At 62.6% G+C, this 19,239-nt stretch carries 15 protein-coding genes; 6 read left to right on the forward strand and 9 right to left on the reverse strand.

The genetic code is table 11. The features are described from left to right. Positions 1 to 7: 7 nt before the first annotated feature. A complete protein-coding gene (locus tag EOA27_RS00445; RefSeq protein ID WP_126079475.1) occupies positions 8 to 2,020 on the forward strand; it encodes a non-ribosomal peptide synthetase in 2,013 nt (670 codons plus the stop codon). Between the two features lie 75 nt (positions 2,021 to 2,095). After that, positions 2,096 to 3,268: an acyl-CoA dehydrogenase family protein gene (locus EOA27_RS00450; protein ID WP_245491003.1), complete on the forward strand. Its 1,173-nt coding sequence runs from the start codon at positions 2,096 to 2,098 to the stop codon at positions 3,266 to 3,268. A gap of 338 nt (positions 3,269 to 3,606) precedes the next feature. On the opposite strand, the gene EOA27_RS00455 is transcribed toward EOA27_RS00450, so the two are convergent. Further along, positions 3,607 to 4,452, reverse strand: coding sequence for a glycoside hydrolase family 16 protein (locus EOA27_RS00455; RefSeq protein WP_126079476.1), 846 nt, complete (start codon positions 4,450 to 4,452; stop codon positions 3,607 to 3,609). A 661-nt stretch (positions 4,453 to 5,113) separates the two neighbouring features. Between EOA27_RS00455 and EOA27_RS00460 the strand changes: the two genes are divergently transcribed. After that, positions 5,114 to 5,881, forward strand: a complete 768-nt coding sequence (locus tag EOA27_RS00460) for an FkbM family methyltransferase (RefSeq protein WP_189343268.1) — start codon at positions 5,114 to 5,116, stop codon at positions 5,879 to 5,881. A gap of 234 nt (positions 5,882 to 6,115) precedes the next feature. Here EOA27_RS00460 and EOA27_RS40400 read toward each other — a convergent pair whose 3' ends face one another. From EOA27_RS40400 to EOA27_RS00495, 8 genes are all read right to left on the reverse strand, one after another. Further along, entirely contained in the window at positions 6,116 to 6,262 is a 147-nt protein-coding gene (locus EOA27_RS40400) for a hypothetical protein (protein WP_189343269.1), read from the reverse strand. Between the two features lie 32 nt (positions 6,263 to 6,294). Then, positions 6,295 to 7,632 (reverse strand): hypothetical protein, encoded by a 1,338-nt coding sequence (locus EOA27_RS00465; RefSeq protein WP_126079478.1) that lies wholly within the window; start codon positions 7,630 to 7,632, stop codon positions 6,295 to 6,297. A gap of 2 nt (positions 7,633 to 7,634) precedes the next feature. Continuing rightward, a complete protein-coding gene (locus tag EOA27_RS00470; protein ID WP_126079479.1) occupies positions 7,635 to 8,897 on the reverse strand; it encodes a glycosyltransferase family 4 protein in 1,263 nt (420 codons plus the stop codon). A 15-nt stretch (positions 8,898 to 8,912) separates the two neighbouring features. Then, a complete protein-coding gene (locus EOA27_RS00475) occupies positions 8,913 to 9,671 on the reverse strand; it encodes a DUF1616 domain-containing protein (RefSeq protein ID WP_126079480.1) in 759 nt (252 codons plus the stop codon). Next, on the reverse strand, positions 9,658 to 11,640 hold the full coding sequence (locus tag EOA27_RS00480) for a hypothetical protein (RefSeq protein WP_126079481.1): 1,983 nt from the start codon (positions 11,638 to 11,640) through the stop codon (positions 9,658 to 9,660). The genes EOA27_RS00475 and EOA27_RS00480 overlap by 14 nt, the downstream gene beginning before the upstream one ends. An 84-nt stretch (positions 11,641 to 11,724) precedes the next feature. Then, positions 11,725 to 12,780, reverse strand: coding sequence for a glycosyltransferase family 4 protein (locus EOA27_RS00485; protein WP_127255220.1), 1,056 nt, complete (start codon positions 12,778 to 12,780; stop codon positions 11,725 to 11,727). A gap of 5 nt (positions 12,781 to 12,785) precedes the next feature. Continuing rightward, on the reverse strand, positions 12,786 to 13,592 hold the full coding sequence (locus tag EOA27_RS00490; RefSeq protein ID WP_126079483.1) for a glycosyltransferase family 2 protein: 807 nt from the start codon (positions 13,590 to 13,592) through the stop codon (positions 12,786 to 12,788). Positions 13,593 to 14,252: 660 nt separating this feature from the next. Continuing rightward, positions 14,253 to 15,848, reverse strand: coding sequence for a hypothetical protein (locus EOA27_RS00495; protein WP_126079484.1), 1,596 nt, complete (start codon positions 15,846 to 15,848; stop codon positions 14,253 to 14,255). A gap of 279 nt (positions 15,849 to 16,127) precedes the next feature. Here EOA27_RS00495 and EOA27_RS00500 point away from each other — a divergent pair, with 279 nt between their 5' ends. The 3 genes from EOA27_RS00500 to EOA27_RS00510 form a co-directional block, all read left to right on the forward strand. Then, the gene (locus EOA27_RS00500; protein ID WP_126079485.1) at positions 16,128 to 16,469 is read left to right on the forward strand and encodes a hypothetical protein; all 342 of its coding nucleotides are present in this window, start codon (positions 16,128 to 16,130) and stop codon (positions 16,467 to 16,469) included. 519 nt (positions 16,470 to 16,988) lie between these two features. Continuing rightward, positions 16,989 to 18,143, forward strand: coding sequence for a glycosyltransferase family 2 protein (locus tag EOA27_RS00505; RefSeq protein WP_126079486.1), 1,155 nt, complete (start codon positions 16,989 to 16,991; stop codon positions 18,141 to 18,143). Continuing rightward, on the forward strand, positions 18,144 to 19,239 hold a 1,096-nt coding region (locus EOA27_RS00510), incomplete at its 3' end, for a GMC family oxidoreductase (RefSeq protein ID WP_189561936.1).

Here is a 19,239-nt window from a genome sequence, read left to right on the forward strand (position 1 = left end):
GTATCTGATGAACGAGGTCCTGCCTATCGCGGTGAAGGGCGTAGCGCTCTCCCCGCTGAAAGATGCCGATCATAAGACGCTGGTTGTCGAGTACAACGCTACGGCAGCACCCTACCCGTCGGACAGGACGATCATCGATCTCTTCCGGGACCAGGCGAGGCGCAGTCCTAACGCCGAAGCGATCCGTTTCGGCGACGCAACGCTGACGTACCGGCAGCTCGACGAACGCTCCAACCAGATGGCCATGCATCTGAGCTCGACCGGCGCTGGGCCAGGTCGGATTGTCGTTGTGTTCATGGAGCATTCCATTGAGGTCGTCGTCGCGATCTTGGGCGTCCTGAAGTCGGGCGCGGCCTACGTGCCGGTGGATGCGGCGACGCCGAAGGGGCGTCTCGCAACGATCCTGAAGGACATTGCCAACGGGACCGACGGGCGGGCGCCGGTGGCGATCACACAGGCGCGCCTTCAATCCGTCATTTCCCCGAACCTTGCCGACATTTTCCTGCTCGACGCCGATTTCGGGCCGATTTTGAATCAGCCGGATTCGGCCCGGCCGTCCGCTGCCACTCCGGACAGCGCCGCCTATATCATTTTCACTTCCGGCTCGACCGGCACGCCCAAGGGCGTTGTGATCGAGCACCGGAACCTGGTGAACTACATCTGGTGGGCCGCTCGGGTGTACGGTTCCAGCGAAGGTGACGCATGGCCCCTTTTCTCATCCCTGGCCTTCGACCTGACCGTTACCACGCTCTATACGCCACTCGTCACCGGCGGCCGCATCGTGGTCTATCGCGGTGATCCCGGAGTCCAGAGCATGGTCGTGCTCAAGGTCATCGACGACAATGCCGTCAATATCATGAAGCTGACGCCGGCGCATCTCGCGATGATCCGCGACCGCAATCTCGAGACCACAAGGCTGCGCAAGTTCATCGTGGGCGGCGAGGACTTCAAAACCGAATTGGCTCGCGATATCACCAACGCCATCCCCCATCCCATCGAGATCTACAACGAGTACGGACCAACCGAAGCCACGGTGGGCTGCATGATTCACCGTTTCGACATCGACCGGGATCAATCCGCATCGGTGCCGATCGGCGTTCCGGCCGCCAATGCGGGCATCTACGTCCTCGACAAAGCACATCGACCGGCCGCCCCCGGCACCATCGGTGAGATGTTCATTGCCGGCGACGGTCTCGCGAGGGGCTATTTCAATCGCCTTGACCTGACAGACGAGCGTTTCCTTACGGTCACCGATCCTCGCGATGGGTTTTCGAAACTGCGGCTGTACAAGACCGGGGATCTCGCCCGCTGGAACTCGGAAGGGCGCCTGGACTTTCTCGGCCGCGCCGATCATCAGGTGAAGATCGGTGGCGCACGTGTCGAGCTGGGCGAGATCGAAGCCCGGCTTCTCAAGCATCCGCACGTTCAGGAATGCGCTGTCACCGCCATCGCCAACCCGGCGACGACACCAAGGACGGTCGAAACGGGCGATCTCAAACCGCCAGCGGCAGAAGACGGCATCGCGCGACTTGTGGCTTACTATGTCTCGTCGAAACCCCTGACCGTCGCGGAGCTGCGCGCGCACCTCGCCGAAGAACTCCTGGGATCCATGATTCCGACGCACTACGTCTGCCTCGAACGGATGCCGCTCACGTCCAACGGCAAGATCGACCGCTGGTCGCTTCCCGAGCCGACGGCGGAGAACTTCCAGCCTGCGCAAGAATTCGCCGCCCCGTTGACGGAGACCGAGAAGACGCTGGCCGCGCTGTGGTGCGATCTCCTCAAGGTCGAGGCAATCGGCCGTCGCGACAACTTCTTTGACTTGGGCGGGGAGTCGCTCCTGGTGATGCGGGCGGTGGCGCGCATGCGCAAGATCTTCGGCGTGGACGTGCAGCTTCGCAATCTCTTTGAGCGCCCGACGCTCGCCGAACTGGCGGAAGCGATCGACGGAATGCGTTGGGTGGCAAATTCCAAAGGCTCCCCACTCTCGGAGGGACCGAGAGAGGAGATCGAACTCTAGCTTGCCGGAATGCCCCGGCCTTCGGCACCGATCCAGGCGGTGCCTTTGCATTGGATGCATGCAGAGCGGACGAAGATGATGGACAAAGCTTGGGTATCGGCACGAGAACCCGGACTGCCTTGGGTGGCGGCGGAATATGAGCTCTTGCGCGACCAAGTGCGCCGGTTCGTCGATGAGGAAATCAAGCCCTGTGCGGATCCCTGGGAAGAGAACGGATTCATTCCTCGTCCGATCCTGCGCCGCATGGGCGAACTCGGCTTCTTCGGCATCCGCTACCCTGCCGAGTATGGTGGCGCCGAGATGGACGCGGTCGCATCAACGGTCTTCGCCGAGGAGCTCGGGCGCTCGACCTACGGCGGCGTCGCCGATGCAATGCTGGTCCATGCCGACATGGCTTCCTTATACGTCTTTCATGACGGCACCAAAGCCCAGCGGGCGCGCTGGATGCCGGGCATAATCAGCGGCGAGGTGATCACCGCGGTCGCCATCACGGAGCCTGATGCGGGCTCGGACGTGAAGGCCATCCGCACACGCGCGCTGCGAGATGGCGACTCCTACGTGCTCGACGGCACGAAGCTCTACATCACGAATGGCGTCCACGCGGATCTCTACTGTGTCGCAGCCAAGACTGATCCCTCGGCAGGAAGCCACGGGATCACTATGTTCCTCGTCGAGAAGGGGACGCCAGGCTTCAGTGTCGCGCGCGAGTTGGACAAGCTCGGCTGGCGTTCCTCCGATACGGCGGAGCTCGTCTTTGATGGTTGCCGCATCCCTGCCGAGAACGTGCTCGGCACGGAGGGACAGGGCTTCTACTCCATCATGCGCAACTTCCAGAATGAGCGCCTTGTTCTCGCAGGTATGGCGATAGGGATGGCCGAGGCCGCGATCGACATGACCCTCTCCTGGGTGAAAACTCGCCGCGCATTCGGGGGCGTCCTATGGGACATGCAGGCGATCCGACAACGCCTTGCGATGCTCTCTGCGAAAGTGGCGGCAAGCCGTGAGTTTCTCTATGCCACCGCCTGGCGCATGGCGGCGGACGATGATTGCCTGCGCGAGATCTCGATGTTGAAGGCCGTCTGCGGCGAACTTGTCAACGAAGTGTTGTATGCGTGCGTGCAGTTCCACGGCGCCATGGGCGTTATGCGAGAGAGTCCGATCGAGCGCATAGCGCGTGACGCCCGCGTCTTATCCATCGCCGGCGGCGCGACGGAGGTGATGCTGGAGGTAGTCGCCTCGATGGCGTGAGCCCAATGCGCGGCACTGAGGACATCGCTCTCTGGCGTTGATTATAGGAGGGCTGCGTTAAGGGCCCTTCGGACGGTGGGTAGGGTAGCTGATGGGGTCTTTCGGCTGTTTTTCCCCACCCGCTCTCAGGCGGCGCTGAAGGAAAGCATAAGCGGTCATTGTCATGGGCGCCCGTCGATGCAGGCCCCGGCAGGGGCGGACTGCGTCACGTCGGTGGTCGCCGATCCGGCGCCCACCGACGGCTTGCATCCGTTGCGCTGGCCGTCTCGCTGCTCGCAGCTTAGTTCCTGCTCCGTTCTGTCGAGCGGTACATACGCTCACTTTCGTGTCGTCACTCCTCAATGCTGTCGGTCCATGTTCAGGTGGTAGACCTGAACGTCGGTCACCTCCAGTTCGAGCGTTGCCGGGGTCGAACTGTCGTAGGCCGTGTGCCAGCCAGACGCGCTGCTGTTGGCGACACTCAGACTAATGAGCAGGGTCATGGCACCGGTCGGCACGTTCGTAGTGACGGTTCGCTTGAGCACACCATCGAAATAGAACTCGATTGACACCCCCGGTATGTACTCCATGCCCCAGACGTGATAGCCGACCGACAGGTCCACACCAGCATCGAAGAACCGCTGCTCGTTGGTGGCAGCCAACAAAGCGTTTGCCAGCACCGCGTTGGCCGACACGGAGCCGCTGAGGAACCCGCCCTCCTGCGTGTCGATCTCGGCCCCGCCCTCGAGATGCCAGAAGCCTGGCCATCCGCCAGTGCTGACGTCCGGTTGCTTCATGCGTATCTGAGCGTAGCCACCGGCAAACGTGAACTTGCCGTGCGTGCAGATAGCGCCCGACTTCCACGTGTACCCGGCGAACCGGTTGCTTCTCGTCGCAACGATCTTCAAGCCTGATGGGCCAGTGCTGATCTGGGCCGGGTCGAAGTACTCGGCGTCGAACCCGCCAGCGTTCATCGCGGAGTACGGCGACGGCACGCTCTGCTGCCAGATACCGTTCTGGTCCGCGATCGCCGGTATCCACTTCGTGGAGTCGAGCGAGTGCTCGGTGAAGGTGTCCTCGAATATCAGCTGACTGGTAGTGTACCCAGCTGGCGGCGGCAGCGACGACCCACCGCCCCCACCACCCGTGTCGCACGAGACGATCATAAGCGTTGTGAAAGAAATGTACTTCGATATACTTTTCATATTGCCCTACTCGTAACGAGGGCTTGACCAAGATGCAATTGCGATGGTCGCCGCCGCTCACCGATGGCACGGCCAATCTTAAAGCGAAACGACGAGGAGCAGATAGTCGATCGTGAACTATGACAGGTTAGCTCGACTATATTGCGCGGCAGGTGGGCCTCGACGCGATCATAGGGGCACGAGATTATAGAGGTATCAGTCGGTTTAGCGCTGCTGCCTTACCCTCTTTGTCCTCGCCGCGCATTATCCGACCGCCGCAACGCCTTCGCCTCATTCCATGTCGCACGGCAAACGTCGCGCTCCTCATCCCGTGTGAACTCGACATGACCTTGGGATGAATCGGCTCGTTCGGCGCCGTCGTGAGGTACTCCGCGGCCCGGGCAAGGCTTGACCTTCGTCGATCGGTCGCCGTTGAATTATCCAGCCCATTGGCCTTGGGGCGGCGTGTCGATGCTGATCTTCGGGTGGTACCTCTTTAGTTCTCGCGATCAGACCTTGATCGAGTGATAAAGTCTGCACAACTGAACGAAGATCGTTGCGGTGCCGTCGCCCGAGCGACTCCCCTCCGAGCGGGCCCCTCGACAAGCCACTGGCAATAAATCTGCTGGATGGTTCCTGAATGCTCGCAGTCTTGCTCAGAGATTCGGCTATCAAGCTGTATGTGCTGACCGCCAAGCTCGGCCTGCAGCGTCTTGCGATCTTCCACCGCGCCTATCTTGCGCTTTATCCCCTCTACAAAAGGTATTTTGAAGCAGGCCCGATCGATCAGCTCAGGGAATTCGTGCCAGGCGGATCGCTGGTCATCGATGTCGGCGCCAATGTCGGCTTCTTCACGCTCCGCTTCGCTGAATGGGTCGGCGACGGCGGAAAGGTGATCGCCATCGAGCCTGAGGACCAGAATTACAGCGGCCTGATTTCCGCGCTCGAGCACGCAGGTTTCCTTGGCCGCGTTGAGGCGCTGAGGGTGGTCGCCGCCGCCGAGCCCGGCACGACCTTTCTCGAAATCAACCCGCTTTACCCGTCCGACCACAAGCTTTCCCGGAACGGCACCGGCGTGCCGGTCACCGCCGTCACGCTTGACGGGCTGCTCGCGGACAAAGGAGCCCGGCGCCCGGCGCTCGTGAAAATCGATGTGCAGGGCGCCGAACTGCTGACGCTTCAGGGCATGATGGAGATCCTGAGGTTCGCCCGGCCGGCCCTGTTCGTCGAACTTTCCGACCAGGGATTGAACAAGTTCGGGGCGTCCGTTTTGGCAGTCCTGCGCCTCTTGTCGGATAACGGATACGAGGGATACTTGCTGTCCCGGACCGGGCGTCGAAAGGCAAGCCAAGCCGAGATTGAGGCCAGAACAACCGGAACCGAATCTGCCGATGTGCTGTTTCTTCCTGACAGGCCGGCGAACAGCGCTTCGCACAGCTCCTTGAACTGAACGCCGTTCGTTAGCCTTTTTCGGAAACCGGCTTCTTCGTCGTACTTCTGAGTGACGGAGGAATCGCGCATCAGCGTCCTAGAATTTCATCGCGACTTCCATAGCGGCCTTGGCAGTGCCTTGGTAGCTAGCGCTGGATGTTGGTTTCCCGGTCGCGCTTGCTCGCTCACATGCTCGCGCAGGATCGCCTCGAATTGCGCCCTCCGCTGGTCATTCAGCGTGTCATAGAAATCCTCAAGCACGGCCCGTCACCGATTTGACGCTATCCAGCATCACATCGAGCGGCTTGCGGACCGCAGCCCTTCGCGCCGGCGACGTCATCACACCACTTTGGGCAATTGAAGCTTCGACCACGTCGCTCAGGCTTGCGCGTTCGAGCATCACAAGCGGATCCGCACAAGGCGATCCGTCTTTCAAGTCAGGAGCGGCGACGGGGGCGATTCTTCGTTCACGACGCCGGCGGCAGAATCAGATTTTATTGCGAAGGTCAAAGTCAGGGCCGCGCACACGCCCTCGATGCTGGTGGCGAGCGTCCAGCCCAGGACCAGGCCTTCAAGTCCACCAAGCCTCGCTCCAGCTATCACCAAGCCCAGCTCCAGCAATCCGCCAAGCGCGAACCAGCGAGATGCCTTGCGCATCCTGTCGCCCAACCGCGCCAGCGTGCAGGCATGAAATTTAAGCGTTGTTCCCAGCAGGCTGAAGCCAAGGAAGCGCAGGCTCGAACCGGCGATCTCAGCATAGGCCGGATTGAAGACCGCAAGGATCTTCTGCGAATAGGTGAAGATGAAAACGGCGCAGACCAGCGAAAAGAGCAATGACGCCATAACCGATACAAGGATATCGTGTCTGGATTGTTTCGGGCTCGCTCTCACCACGGGGAACAGGACCGTGGCCATGGCCGCGGGAATCAATGAGGCGATGGTGACCAGCATCCATAGGGATACGAAAGCGGCATTGATGGCCGGAGACAGGAGAACCAGGACAACGTAGGGCATGATGATGCCGGGAGCCTGCAAGGCCACGTCGAGCACGTAGTGGTCGAAGACCTTGCCCCGCAGCGTACGGAGCAGCTGGAAATCGGGAGGCCCAACGAGACGACGCGCACCGCCCCGGGTCAACAGGTCCACGCCGATGATGGACGCCAGAAGACCGGCCACCCAGCTCAGAATAAGCGCGGTATGGGAGGTGTAGCCGCCAACCGCGGCGGTGGCGATCAGCATCAGCTTCAACGTGCAGAACAGCACTTGCCGGATCATCCTGCCGGTGGCGCGCAGGGTGCCCAGGAACGCCTGGTCGGCCAAGATGGCGAGAACGGTCAGACCGCAGCCGAGGACGAATGCAACTCCCACGAACCAGCCGCCGATCAGCTCGGTAGAGCTGCCGAAATACGCATGCCCGAAGACGAACAACAAGGCCAGCCCGACCCCCAGCGCCACCCCGAAGCACAGTGCTGCGGCCACCAGGCCGCGCTCCCTGCCGGGATTCCGGACGATCTCACCCACCAGCATAGTCCCGAGTCCCGCCTCCCCCAGCGTGCCGATAAGTCCCATCACGGACAGCAAGGCAGAGGTGTTGCCGATCACCTCCGGCGGAAACAGCCGCGCCGCGAGCCACCAATAGACGAACCCGAGACCGGCCGCCGCAACCGTTCCGGTTGCCATGGCGCCGGAATTCATCACGAACGCGGCGCTCTTTCGAAGCTCTCGGCGCACGCGAGCAAATGCCGTCCAGGAGTGGTCTACCGACATCATTACTATCCCGAACTTTGCTGTGCCGGCACCACGGACCTTCCAGGGGCTGGGCGAAGGACGTCCCGATACACCTGCTCGATCCGGGTCACGACCGCTCCGGCCTTGAGGCGCTCGATCCTGGCGAGGCCTGTCGCCTCCAGCCGGGCGAGCAAGGCGCGGTCCTCGAGAAGTCTCTGCATTGCGCTGGCGAGGGCGTGCGCGTCGCCGCTCGGCACGAGAAGGCCTGTTTCGCCATGATCGACGATATCCGGCATGCCGCCGATGTCGGTTGCAACAACTGCCTTTCCGGACGCCATCGCTTCCATGATCACTGTCGCGCAGGCTTCTGGCCCCACCGACGGCAGCACGCCGAACAGTGAGCGCCGCCATGCATGCATGATGGCAGAATGCGGCCACATGCTGAAGACTTGAACGTTCGGCGGAAATTTGGTTGGCGTATCGGGGACCCGGCGCCCGATCAGGACCAGTTGTGGCGCCCGCTCCAGGCTGGCATAGGCTTGCAGGAGAACGTCAATGCCCTTGAGGCGCGTCAAGTCACCGACGAACAGGATGAATCCATCCCCGGGGAGCTCCCGCAGGCAGGCGTCTTCTGGGCCAAGCACTCCGACATCGTCGGGCACGAAGTTGGGGATAACGTCGTAAGGGGCGTGGCCTTGGGTGAGTCCGTTGTGACGGGCCACCGCGTGGCTCACCGCGATAAAGCGGTCCACCACGCGCCGAGCGGCGAAGCTCGACGCCCAATTGCCCAAGGTGGTCACAGCTGCCTTCACCGCCCCGTAATGCCCAGTGGCGCAAGGCAGGCACTTGGCCGCCGCGGGGCCACTGCAGAGCTGGGCGCCCAAGTGCATGAAGTTCTTCTTCGCGCAGACAAGGCCGTAATCATGGAACGTAACCACGAGGCGTGCCCCACTCAGACCTTTGAGCGGCAGGAAGGACGCGTAAATCCAGTTGTGGGCGTGAACGATGTCCGGCTCCTCCTGGGCTACCAGCCGCTTCAGGGCGAGCATCAGTTCGGGATCCGGGAAGGGCGGCGCATGGCGGCGCTCGGGATCGGCGTGAAGGCCCGACAGACGCTGGAGCGTGCCGCGCAGGCGATGCACGCGGACCGCGCCGTCCAGCTCGGTTTCGGGCGATCCGGGATGCCACAATGTCCCGACGCTGACATGATGGCCTCGCCGCGCCAGCGCCGCGCCCAGATTGCGGACGTGACGCTCCTCTCCCCCGATTACCGGAGGATAGAACTGCGATAGCAGCAGGATGCGCATGGTCGAGCCTTCATTTCAGAAGCGCGGCACCAGCGTCGAAACGCTGCGATACAGCCGGTTGTCTTGCGGTCGATAGAGCCTTGCTTCGGCCCTCTGGCGGATTGCTACGACGGGCACCGGGATTTCTTGCGCCCAGGTGGCGCCCGGCGCGACGGGGACCGATCGGAAAACGGCGAACGGTTGCCCATCAAGGGTGATTTCCACGTCGAACCGCTGAGTTTGGGTCTCGGCGCTCCTGATGCCGACCGTGATCCGGCCGTGCTCGCCACTGGCTGATGGCAACAACCAGAACTCGGTATATTTGAATTCCCGGTGGACCGCTTCGTCTCTGACGGCAAACGCATAGGCCCCGGTCGCCACAAGCACCGCTAGCATGAGCACGGCCCCCTGCCAAACCCGGACCCGCGCCAGAGCCGGCCAAGCTGGCAGATCGGGAGTGTCGCGGCGGACGGCGGCCACCAGCGCCGCGGCGGCCGTCACGGTCCAAAACCACAGCGCCCAGCCGAGCGGCGTGAGGGAGCCTGCGGCGTTCAGTGCAAAGCCCCCGGCGATGCCGACGGCGAGGCTTGCTCCGACCGCGTAGACGATGTGTTGCAACGCGGAGGTCGTGCTGACGCCAATGGCCCGCAACACCGTATGGCCTGGGACGAGGAACACCACGGGTGCGCCGAGGGCAACCCGGAGGAGCGCGCTGTCGCTGAAAGCAACGGCCGCCACCGCGGCCCCCGCCCACAGGCAGGCGGCCAGAAGGCCCCGCTTGCTAATGGTTCTCATGCAATTCCCTCACGTCGTAGATGACGATCCAGCCATTGTCATAGACGCGGGTGACGCCCTTGACGTCATTGAACTTGAGGAGCGCTGCACCCGAGATCGGCGTTCCCTGCCGCCGTTGCCACGGCTGAAAGTAAAAGCCGAGCACTGGTGGAGCCGTGCTCAGGCGCCGGTCAACCAGCAGGAAATCGATGTTGCTTCCCGCCAAGGCCCAGAACTCCCCTGGCCCCAATGTGTCGACCTCGAATATGCTCGCGGAATCGATGCCTTCTCTGATCTTGACCCTGACGTCCTGCCGGCCGTAGCTCGCAAGCAGAATGCTGTTGATGCGGTCGGAGATGAAGCGGTTGCCCGCGCCGAGCCATTGCTTGGCCCAGCGTGCCGTTTCGATCCCCATGGGCTCGATTGATTCCTGATCGGCCGCCACCCTATAGCGCCCATCGATCGGATTAATCGAGGCGCTCGCGACGCCGCCCAGGACGATGACCGCCAGAGCGAGGGTCGGCGCGATGCGGCGCCACCCGTGCGGCGCGCGGCCCTGCCAGAAGTGGACGATGCTCACTGCGACGACCAGCCCAACGCCGATGAACACGAACGTTCCCATGCGGTTGCCGATTTCCCATCCGGCGCTGGTCAGTCGGAAGGCCACGGAGACCGGGAGCCCGAAGGCCAGCAAGGTGAGGAGCAGGACGCGGCTGTCACGCCAGCGGCATTTGAGAATGTCCCGGATCGGAAGCCAACCCGGCGGCCGCGCACCACCGAGCGCTGCGATGGCAAGTGACCGAAAGAATCCTGTTGCCAGTCCGAGTGCCAGCAGCAGGAGCGCCAGCAAGGTGGTCAGTTGCAGGTAGAGGGCCTTGGCCGGCGCTTGAAGATGCTCCGTCGCCGGGGTGGCGGTGCCAAGGATCATGCCAATCAATGAGTGGAAGCCGGCCCCGATCACCGGGCCGAGATAGCCTGCGAGTGGGATGCCACGGAACTGCATCCACAGGAACGGCAGGGCTATGGCCAAGATCGCCGTGAAACCCACGCCGATCCTGGTCTCAATCCGCATGGGATCGTGACGGCGCAAAGCTTCGAGACCCGCCAACGCTCCGAAATAGATGGCGGCGAAGGCGGCCGAGACGTGATGTGTGACCGCGAGGCTTGCCAACAGCAAGGCTATCAGCCCGAGCGACTTCAGCCTCGGTCGCCCGACAAGATCCTTGGACGCCGCTTCGACCGCGAAAGCCAGCACACACAGCACGATGCCGAGGCTCTGGTAGGAGAAACTTGAGTCGAACAGGAAGAAGGTTGAGCAGCCCATGTAGGCCAGACAGGCGATAGCTGCGATACGCGGCGATCCGACGATGCTTTCGAGGAACAGAAACAGGGCACCGATGAACGTGCCCTTGAGGATGGCCAATAAGAGCGTTCCCGCCACTAACAAGGGCAGTCCCGTCAGATCGACGATCGCCGTCGTCAAGATTTCCAGGGCGGGATACGTTGGCCCGATCGGGAAAAGCGGGTTGGGCAGGAACAGCCGGCGGGCCGTGATGAGATCGTCGGCTGCGATCCAGTGCAAGAACTCGTCATAACCGCTGAAGCTCGTCGGGGAATAGACCTTCTTGCAATAGAACAGAGCTTCGACAAGCAGGAACAGGAGGAACAGGCGCTCACCTCGGGCTGTCGTTGGCCAGGCGATGCGGAGGCTGGTCGGAACGATCAGTAGGACCATACCGGACCAGAAGAGCGCGGGCGGCACGTCATAGCCCCGGCGCCCGGTTGCGTGCCCGGCCACGACCAGGAGCAGAGCCGTTGCGACGGTCAGGCACAGTATCGCGATCCAACCGTATTTGGCCCGTTGCGGCGGGGCATCGGCGCTGCCGCCGTGAAGATCCGGACCGATAACGGCCGATAAGAGCCGTATCCCGGCCTGGAGTGGTTTGATCCTGGTTCTCGCGGTGAAATGAGCCTGCGTCATCAGCATCATACCCTCGTCGCGGGAGGCCAGGATGTCACGCCGCCGGAGGCTGAGCGGACCGCGGATCGGCTGCCCAGGACGTTACAATAGACGTCACTCAGTGCTTGCGCGCAGGCATCCCAGTCGGGCAGCGCCAAATCCGGGACCTCCCGGGGCCTCCAGTTCCTCGGCCATGGCGGCGGCCAGCTCTCCCGCATCGGCGTTGCACGAAATCGCCCGACACAGACCATTGGCAGCCAGCTCCCGCAGACCGGACGTGTCGCTGACGAGGACCGGACGGCGCAGCGACAGGGCTTCCATCACGGCGACCGGATGGGCTTCGTATTCGCTGAACAGCACGAACAGCGCGGCACTCGCCAATAGATCTGCCATTTTCTGCCGCTCTGAGGCGCGGATACCAGCAATTGTGACCCGCCTCTCAAGGCCGAGCGTCGCGGCTAGGCGCCGCAATTCTCCCTCGTACGGGCCAGTACCGACGATGTGCAGTCGCACGTCCGGTACCCGGCGGATCAGGGCGGGCAAGGCCGCGATCGCCCGGTGATGGCCCTTGTAGCGCTCCAGCCTACCGCCCGAGACGATCAGGTGAGGATCGACCTTGACGCCGGGGCTCGGAGCCGGCATCGAGGCGCCATTCGGGATAACGGCAAACCGCTCCCGCGGCACGCCCATCCTCCTGCTGAAGAAATCGGCTTCGAATTCGGAGACGCCGATCAGCCGCTCGGCCCGGGCTACCATCGGCTGGAGCAGCATATGCTGGGTGCTGCGAATGGCGTTGCGAAGCCGGGAGGAATGCCCGCCGCTGTGGAAGGTCAGGACGAACGGCAGTTGCCCGCGCACAGCTGCGAGCAGTCCGATCGGCACCACGAAAGTGCTGTAACCCTGGAAGTGGATCAGATCCCAAGCCCCGCGCCGGATCGCGGTATAAATGCCGGGTGCCACATAGAGGTCCAGTTCCCTTGGCCAGGCTGGGACACGCCGCACACGCATGCCGCCCACCTCCTCCTCAACCGGCAACTCCCCTGAGGGATCGGTAGTGAGCACGTCGACCGCATGGCCACGCGCCACCAAGCGGGGTCCGACTTCCTGGATGTGAGTTTCAATGCCGCCCATGAAGGGGTAACAGCGAGCGGCAACCATCAGGATTCGCATCAGGCCTACCCGCCGTCATCAAAGGCTGTCGCGCCCCGCCCGTGTTGTTGGTACACCCACTCACGCAAGATGGTCTTGAGGACGCGCCAACCGTCCGGGATGGCACGCAGATGGCTCACACCACTGATGCGCGAAGCTTCGAAACTCGGCACCTCGACGATATTGAGGTGGTTCTTCAAGGCCCGCACGTTGATGAGGGTCTCGATCTCGAACCCATCGCAGTCGCAATTGAGCGTGCTGACATGCCTGGTCCAGAAGGCAATGTATCCGTAACATAGGTCGGAGAACCAACCGCCATAGAGGAGTCGCACGAATAGGGTCAGCCCTCTGTTGCCGACCATCCGGAAAAGCGACATGTCGTCGGTGCCGGCGCCCTGGATAAAGCGTGAACCTTTGACGAGATCCGCGCCGGCCATCAGCGCGCTGACAAAGACGATCGCCTCCTCAGGGACCATGGAGCCATCAGCGTCCAGCATGACGATGATGTCGCCTGTGGCGGCCCGGAATCCCGCTTGCAGTGCGGCACCCTTGCCCCGGCGGGGCTCCAAGACAACCTTTACGTCCCCGCGTAGGCGGCGCGCGACCGCGACCGTGTCGTCGGTCGAACGGCCATCCACGATGATGATCTCGTGCGCCCAGTTGGGGATGCGCGGCAGAAGCCAAGGGAGGTTCTCGGCTTCGTTGAGCGTCGGCACGATGAAGCTGACTCGGGGTAGGGCCAACGATTGCCGCAGCCCGAACTTGATTGGGTCAGGCGGCGACACGGCACTGACAGGGGCGAGAACACTAGCACTGGAGAGACCGGCATTCATGGTAGCGCTGCACGATCGAGCGATGGGACCCAAGGGGCGGGTTGGAAACGCACCAAGACTGCCGATAGGCGTCCGGCGCGATGATGAGAGGAATGATAGGTCCCGGAAAGAACCTGCCCCAGAATGGCGGCCATATCCCCGGGTTCAGCTATGTTGATCATATGGAGACTCCCGGACGTGACGAAAGATGAGATGAAACAAGACTGAGAGATTGAAATGATTGAACCTTCCTTGGCCTGAGTTAAGCAAGGATTGCTGATGCGACGCCGCAATGGAAGCTTCAATAGATGGTTAGAAGGCACCAAAGGTGATTAGCTCTTTGTGGTTATCCCTTCAGGTTAGTTCGCGCCAACCGCCATGACAGATGGCACGGCAGTGGCACGATCACCTTCAGCGGCTGCGGCAGCAGCGCTGCCGCCGGTAGACCTGAGGAGCCGCCAGCAGCGCGATGCGTTCACGCCCGCGAGGACAATCATCGAGCTGCGGCTGGGATCCAAATCCCCGGACGACAGGCTCTCGGAGCAAGCAGGGTAGAAGGCAGCGAAGATCGCCGGCGCGATGAACCTCGCGCGAAACGTCGACATTGCCACTGGCCAGAAGCCGCGGGGCCCCGCATGTGGGCTCGCTTCTTCATCCGGCCGTAATTTCCCGAGCTACCCCTTAATCTTGCGCGCCAGAAGGGTCGAGGGCCCGACCGCCTGGCCACGCTAACTGTTCTGGACGAGAAAGGGGCCGCCCATGCGACGCTGAGGGCGGCACATCGGGCGCAAACAGCCGATACGAAGTTGTGACCTGGCGCAAGCCACGGACATGACCGAATAGGTCGATCACCTCCAGGCCAGACCGGCGGTTATAGGTGTGACACCCGAACGCTCCGGACGAAATGCCACCAATCGGGGTCTGGGCAAACTCCGACTCGCCGAGCGCATCGATCCGGCAGAACGTCACCGCGCCGCCGTAGCTGCGAGCGCAGTTCTGGACTGGGCGTAGCATGCGTCCGCCGTGTCGGATAACGGCGCCTGCGGGGCGGCTGAGCGCAGCATCGAGCAGAATGGGGTTTGCGGCATGGGGCGTCCAAGGTTTCGTCAGGCTCGCGGCATGGTAGAGGCTAAGAACATCCCAGGACGTGGACCTCCACAGCCTTGGGCTGACGAAAAACCAAAAGCCGCCCTCATGGCGCAGCGGCGTGGTGTCGTACCCCTCAATGCCTTCCAGGAGGCAGGCCTCCCGCTTCCACCGGTACGGGAATTCGACCGCCCTGTAGAGACTGACATTCCTTGCCGCACCCGATTCGGGGATCATCCAGACCTGCCCGTCCTGCTCGAACACGAACGGGTACGAGAGGTGGTGCGGCTCCTCCAGGACGATCTGAGGTGCGCCGGCGGCCCCGCTCCGGTCCGCTGTCACGACCGCAATGCACCCCCGGTTCTTTGAGTAGAGGTACTGTTCGACGAAGATGAAATCTTGCCCCTGATGCCGGAACGGGAACGGGTCGGCAAGGAAGCTGCCGGTGTCCCCGGTAAGCACGCTGAAAGCTGCTTGGCCTTTGTCGAGCAGGCTCGCTACCTGGTCGAAGCGCCAGCCAATCCCCCATGACCTGCCGCCTCTCGACAATCTGTCCAAGAACTCGATTGCCTTCGATACCGCCGTTGCGGTCTCCCATGCAATGGCCGAAACCGCGCCAAGGGAAGGCGCCGCCGTCGGTGGACCGGGGACACCGGACGAAGCTGAACTGGTTTCCCCGCGCAAGGCTTTTAGGATCAGCGCCACAGCGCAGGAGAGAACGCTGTCGAGGCCCGCCGTGAATACTTTACGGTCCACACTGGCCGGACGTGCCATCCACGGCTGCGACGGGCGCGCCGTGTCGTGCAGTTCGACGAGAAGGTCCTGATCATTCGCCAAGGCCGTCATGACTCCAATCTCGCCCGGTAGCCCGTTGAAGAGCGGAGTGAGCACGCGCCGTCCCGACGGGAGCGGCTCCTCGCCGCTCAAGTTGATCACCACATCCACTTGGTCGGCCGGGGGTGGCGGCAGGGATCGCAGCTCCGCCTCTACGGAGTCGGTGACACCGTTGGCGCGGTAGCCATAGAGCAGTCGTTCGAGTTCGAGCAGCAGCCGGAAGATCAACGGCAGCGGGCGGCAACCGGCCGAGAATGCGCAAGAGACATCGTTGCCGGGCACTTCAGTAAGCGCTTCTGCCAGCCAGAGGTGCCATCGCAGTAGCCGGGACGGATCGAGATTGAGGCAGATGCGCATTGTTGTTCTCGCAACCGATTTCAAAAGGACGCCAGCTCACAACTCCACGATGACAAAGCAGCAGCGCGCCCCGCAGCGCGAGGATGGTTTCCGCCCAGTGCATTCCGGAGGCTCACCGAATATCTGATTTGGGAGATGGCTGACAGCACGGGTCCCCACTCGAGCGGCTGGAAGCGGCCAGGCACTACTATGCCCGATCGACGCTCGCCTGTGCGAGGTCAGAAGGGGTAGTCCTTCGGGGCGCTTGCGCTGTGCCTCCGGCAGGAGTCACGTGGAGGAATGAATGTCGACTGGCAACGGACAAGATATGGACTGCGTAACGCGTGGTGGTTTGCGCTCTTGCTCGCGTTCATATCCGTTCCGGCACTCGCGAGCACCCCGAACGATCCGTCGGCAACATCCTTCATCAAGACTTCCGGAACGAACTTCACGCTGAACGGCCGCCTGTTCTTCGTGACCGGCGTAAACAACCACTATCTGACCTACGGTTCGCACTATGAGGTCACTCGCGTTCTCGACGACGCGGTGGCGATGGGCGCCAATGTGGTCCGCGTCTTCCATAAACCTGTGATCGGGTCGCTCGACGGAAGCGTCCCCAACGATCTGGAATTGGCGGCTTGAAGGCGAAACCAGCAATCTCGCAGTCAACGGTACGTATCCGCTGTACTGGGATCCGAGTCAAAACAGGATGGCTATCAATGACGGCGCCTACGGCATGCAGAAGGTTGATTTCCTCGCTGCAGGACAGCGGACGCTATCCTGTCGACGAATACACCAGTTCGATATCCACCGTGACGGTGGTGCGCTCTGGAACATCCTCAAAGCCGCCACGGCTCGGGCGACGCAGACACGCGATGCCAGCTCGGCCTCAGAAGCCACTCACTAGCTGCCATGACTGAAGCTTGCATTGTGATCTGCGCCTCCACACTCGATCGCTGGGACGATTTGAACGCGGCCGTCAGGGCGGTGCGCCGCCAGGCCCGCCGCGCCCGCGAGCCCTGGTGATCTTCCGTGGTGAGAACCGCCCTCCGGGCAGGCCGAATCCGGTGCGCGGAAGCCTGGCGTTTAAAACCTGGACCATCGCACCCTTATCGAAGAGTTTGGACAGACACGGGCAGCTCAAGTCGGGAGAATTCCTAGATGCGTATTCTGAAGCTTGCGCAATCCTATCCGTCGACTGGCGTTGGCCAGGAGGGCCACGTCCGGAACCCAAGTATCGATCTCGCCCGCGGCGTTAATGACGTTGCCAAAACCGGTCAGCCGCGGTCGAAAACCGGGCAGTCCGAGGATGGCGTCAGCAGCGAACGCCGCCCCCCTACGATCTCAGTAATTATCTGTGCCTACACTGCGGACAGATGGGCACTGCTGCTGAGGTCGGTGGCCTCGGCTCAGGAGCAGACATTGCAGCCCTGCGAGATCATCGTATGCGTCGACCAGCCCCTATTCCGCCGTTGTGCCGCCCAATGGGCTGACTTCGCTGCATCCACCCCCCCAATACGAGTGATCCAGAACAAATGGGATGGGCATCTCGGGTCGGCCCGAAACACGGCAGCCGAGACGGCTGCCGGAGAGATCCTGGCGTTCCTGGATGACGATGCGGCGGCCGACAAGGACTGGCTCGAGGTTCTCACCGCCCCGTACCAGGACGAGCGCATCGGCGCCGTCGGCGGGCGTCCCATTCCGGTGTTCGAGGTTGGCCGCCCGGACTGGTTCCCTCTACAGTTCGACTGGGTGTTCGGATGTGCTTACGATGGCCTTCCGACCAGCCGAGGCCCTTTGGCTCACCTCATCGGAGCCAACATGTCGGTGCGGCGGACCCTCCTCGAGCAGGTAGGAGGATTCCATTCCGACCATCACGACGACATGGACATGTGCCACCGCGTGGCGCACATCAAGGGCAGCGAGGCGGTCATCTATGAACCGGCGGCGACCGTCCGCCACTTTGTGCCCGCCTCACGGCCGACCTGGAAGTACTTCTGGCGCCGCTGCTTCTTCGTCAACAAGGGGAAAGTCGAGGCCTTTGCCCAGATGGGCGAAGCCGCCACACTGGGTGCCGAGACCCGCTTCGTCTGGCACGCGCTGACCAGGGGCGTGCCGCGCGAGATTTTGCAGGCGGCCAAGGGCGACGCCCACGGGCTGGCGCGGTGCGCGGCAATAATCGTTGGCGTGGGCCTTGCCGCGGCAGGCCATGTCACCGGCCGGATCGCGCTGCTGCGCCGCCGGCGCCAGCTGCGCCAACAGGCAAACAAGCAGATCCTGGACGCAGCCGCGCAAGGCGTTAGGCGTGGGAAGTAGATGCCGTCTTCGCTAATCATCGGGTCGGGTCCGGCTGCAGCCGCCGCCGTGTTGGCGCTGTCCGAAAAACCGGACGAGAAGATAACCGTGTTCGACCCGGGCACCGTGCTGAACGCGGAGACCCAGGAGGTCATAGCCAGGCTGTCTAGGCTGCGTGTCGACGACTGGGATGAAGAGGATGTCCGCCGGATCAGCCAGCAGCCCAAGCCGGTCCAGTCCGACTCGCTGCCTGAAAAGAGAAGCTACGGATCCGATTTCCCGTTTGCCAACAAGGGCCAGCTCGACGGCGTCCATTCCGTGAGCAGAGTGAACCCGGCGGTCATATCGAGCGCCTACGGGGGGTTCAGCAATGTCTGGGGGGCCCAGATCATGCCCTTCAGCGCCGCCACGTTCAAGGGATGGCCGTTCGGCTTCTCGGATATGGAAGAGCACTATCGGACGATTCTGGGTCACATACCTTTCGCGGGAGAGTCCGACGATCTCGAGGAGTGGTTTCCCCTCATCGGATCCCCGGACGCGCTTCCGCCGCTGGCGCCGCGGACACAAATGGTCCTGGCCAACTACGACCGGCACCGCGAGCGAGTGCGCTCCACCGGAATAACGATAGGCCGCGCCCGGCTCGCCTTCGCTGCCCCTCAATGCCAGCCCTGCAGCCTGTGCATGACCGGGTGCCCACGGTCGCTGATCTTCTCGGCCTCGCACAGCTTCGATCGCTTCCGGCGCAACGGGAGGATCGACTACCGCAGCGGGTTGCTCGCGGTGCGAGTCGAACAGGAGGGCGACACGGCCGTCGTGCACGCACGGGAGCTGTCGAGCGGCCGGATCCAGCGATTCACGGCCGACCGGGTCTTCGTGGGCTGCGGAGCAATCGGGACCACAAGGCTGATGCTGGGCTCGCTCGGATCGAACCAGCCGGTGCATCTTTCGGAATCTGCTCAGTTCGTTCTTCCAATGATTTCCATGAAGCCAACTCCCGACCCACGTGCAAGGCGCGAGTTCACACTCAACCAGTTCACCATGGTCATCGCCCGGGACGACGAAGGCTTGGATGTTTCACAGATTCACTTCTATCCGTTCAATCAGGCATATTACGATG

Origin of the sequence: Mesorhizobium sp. M2A.F.Ca.ET.037.01.1.1, assembly GCF_003998075.1 — a bacterium.
In the GTDB taxonomy this organism is placed as follows: Bacteria; Pseudomonadota; Alphaproteobacteria; order Rhizobiales; family Rhizobiaceae; genus Mesorhizobium.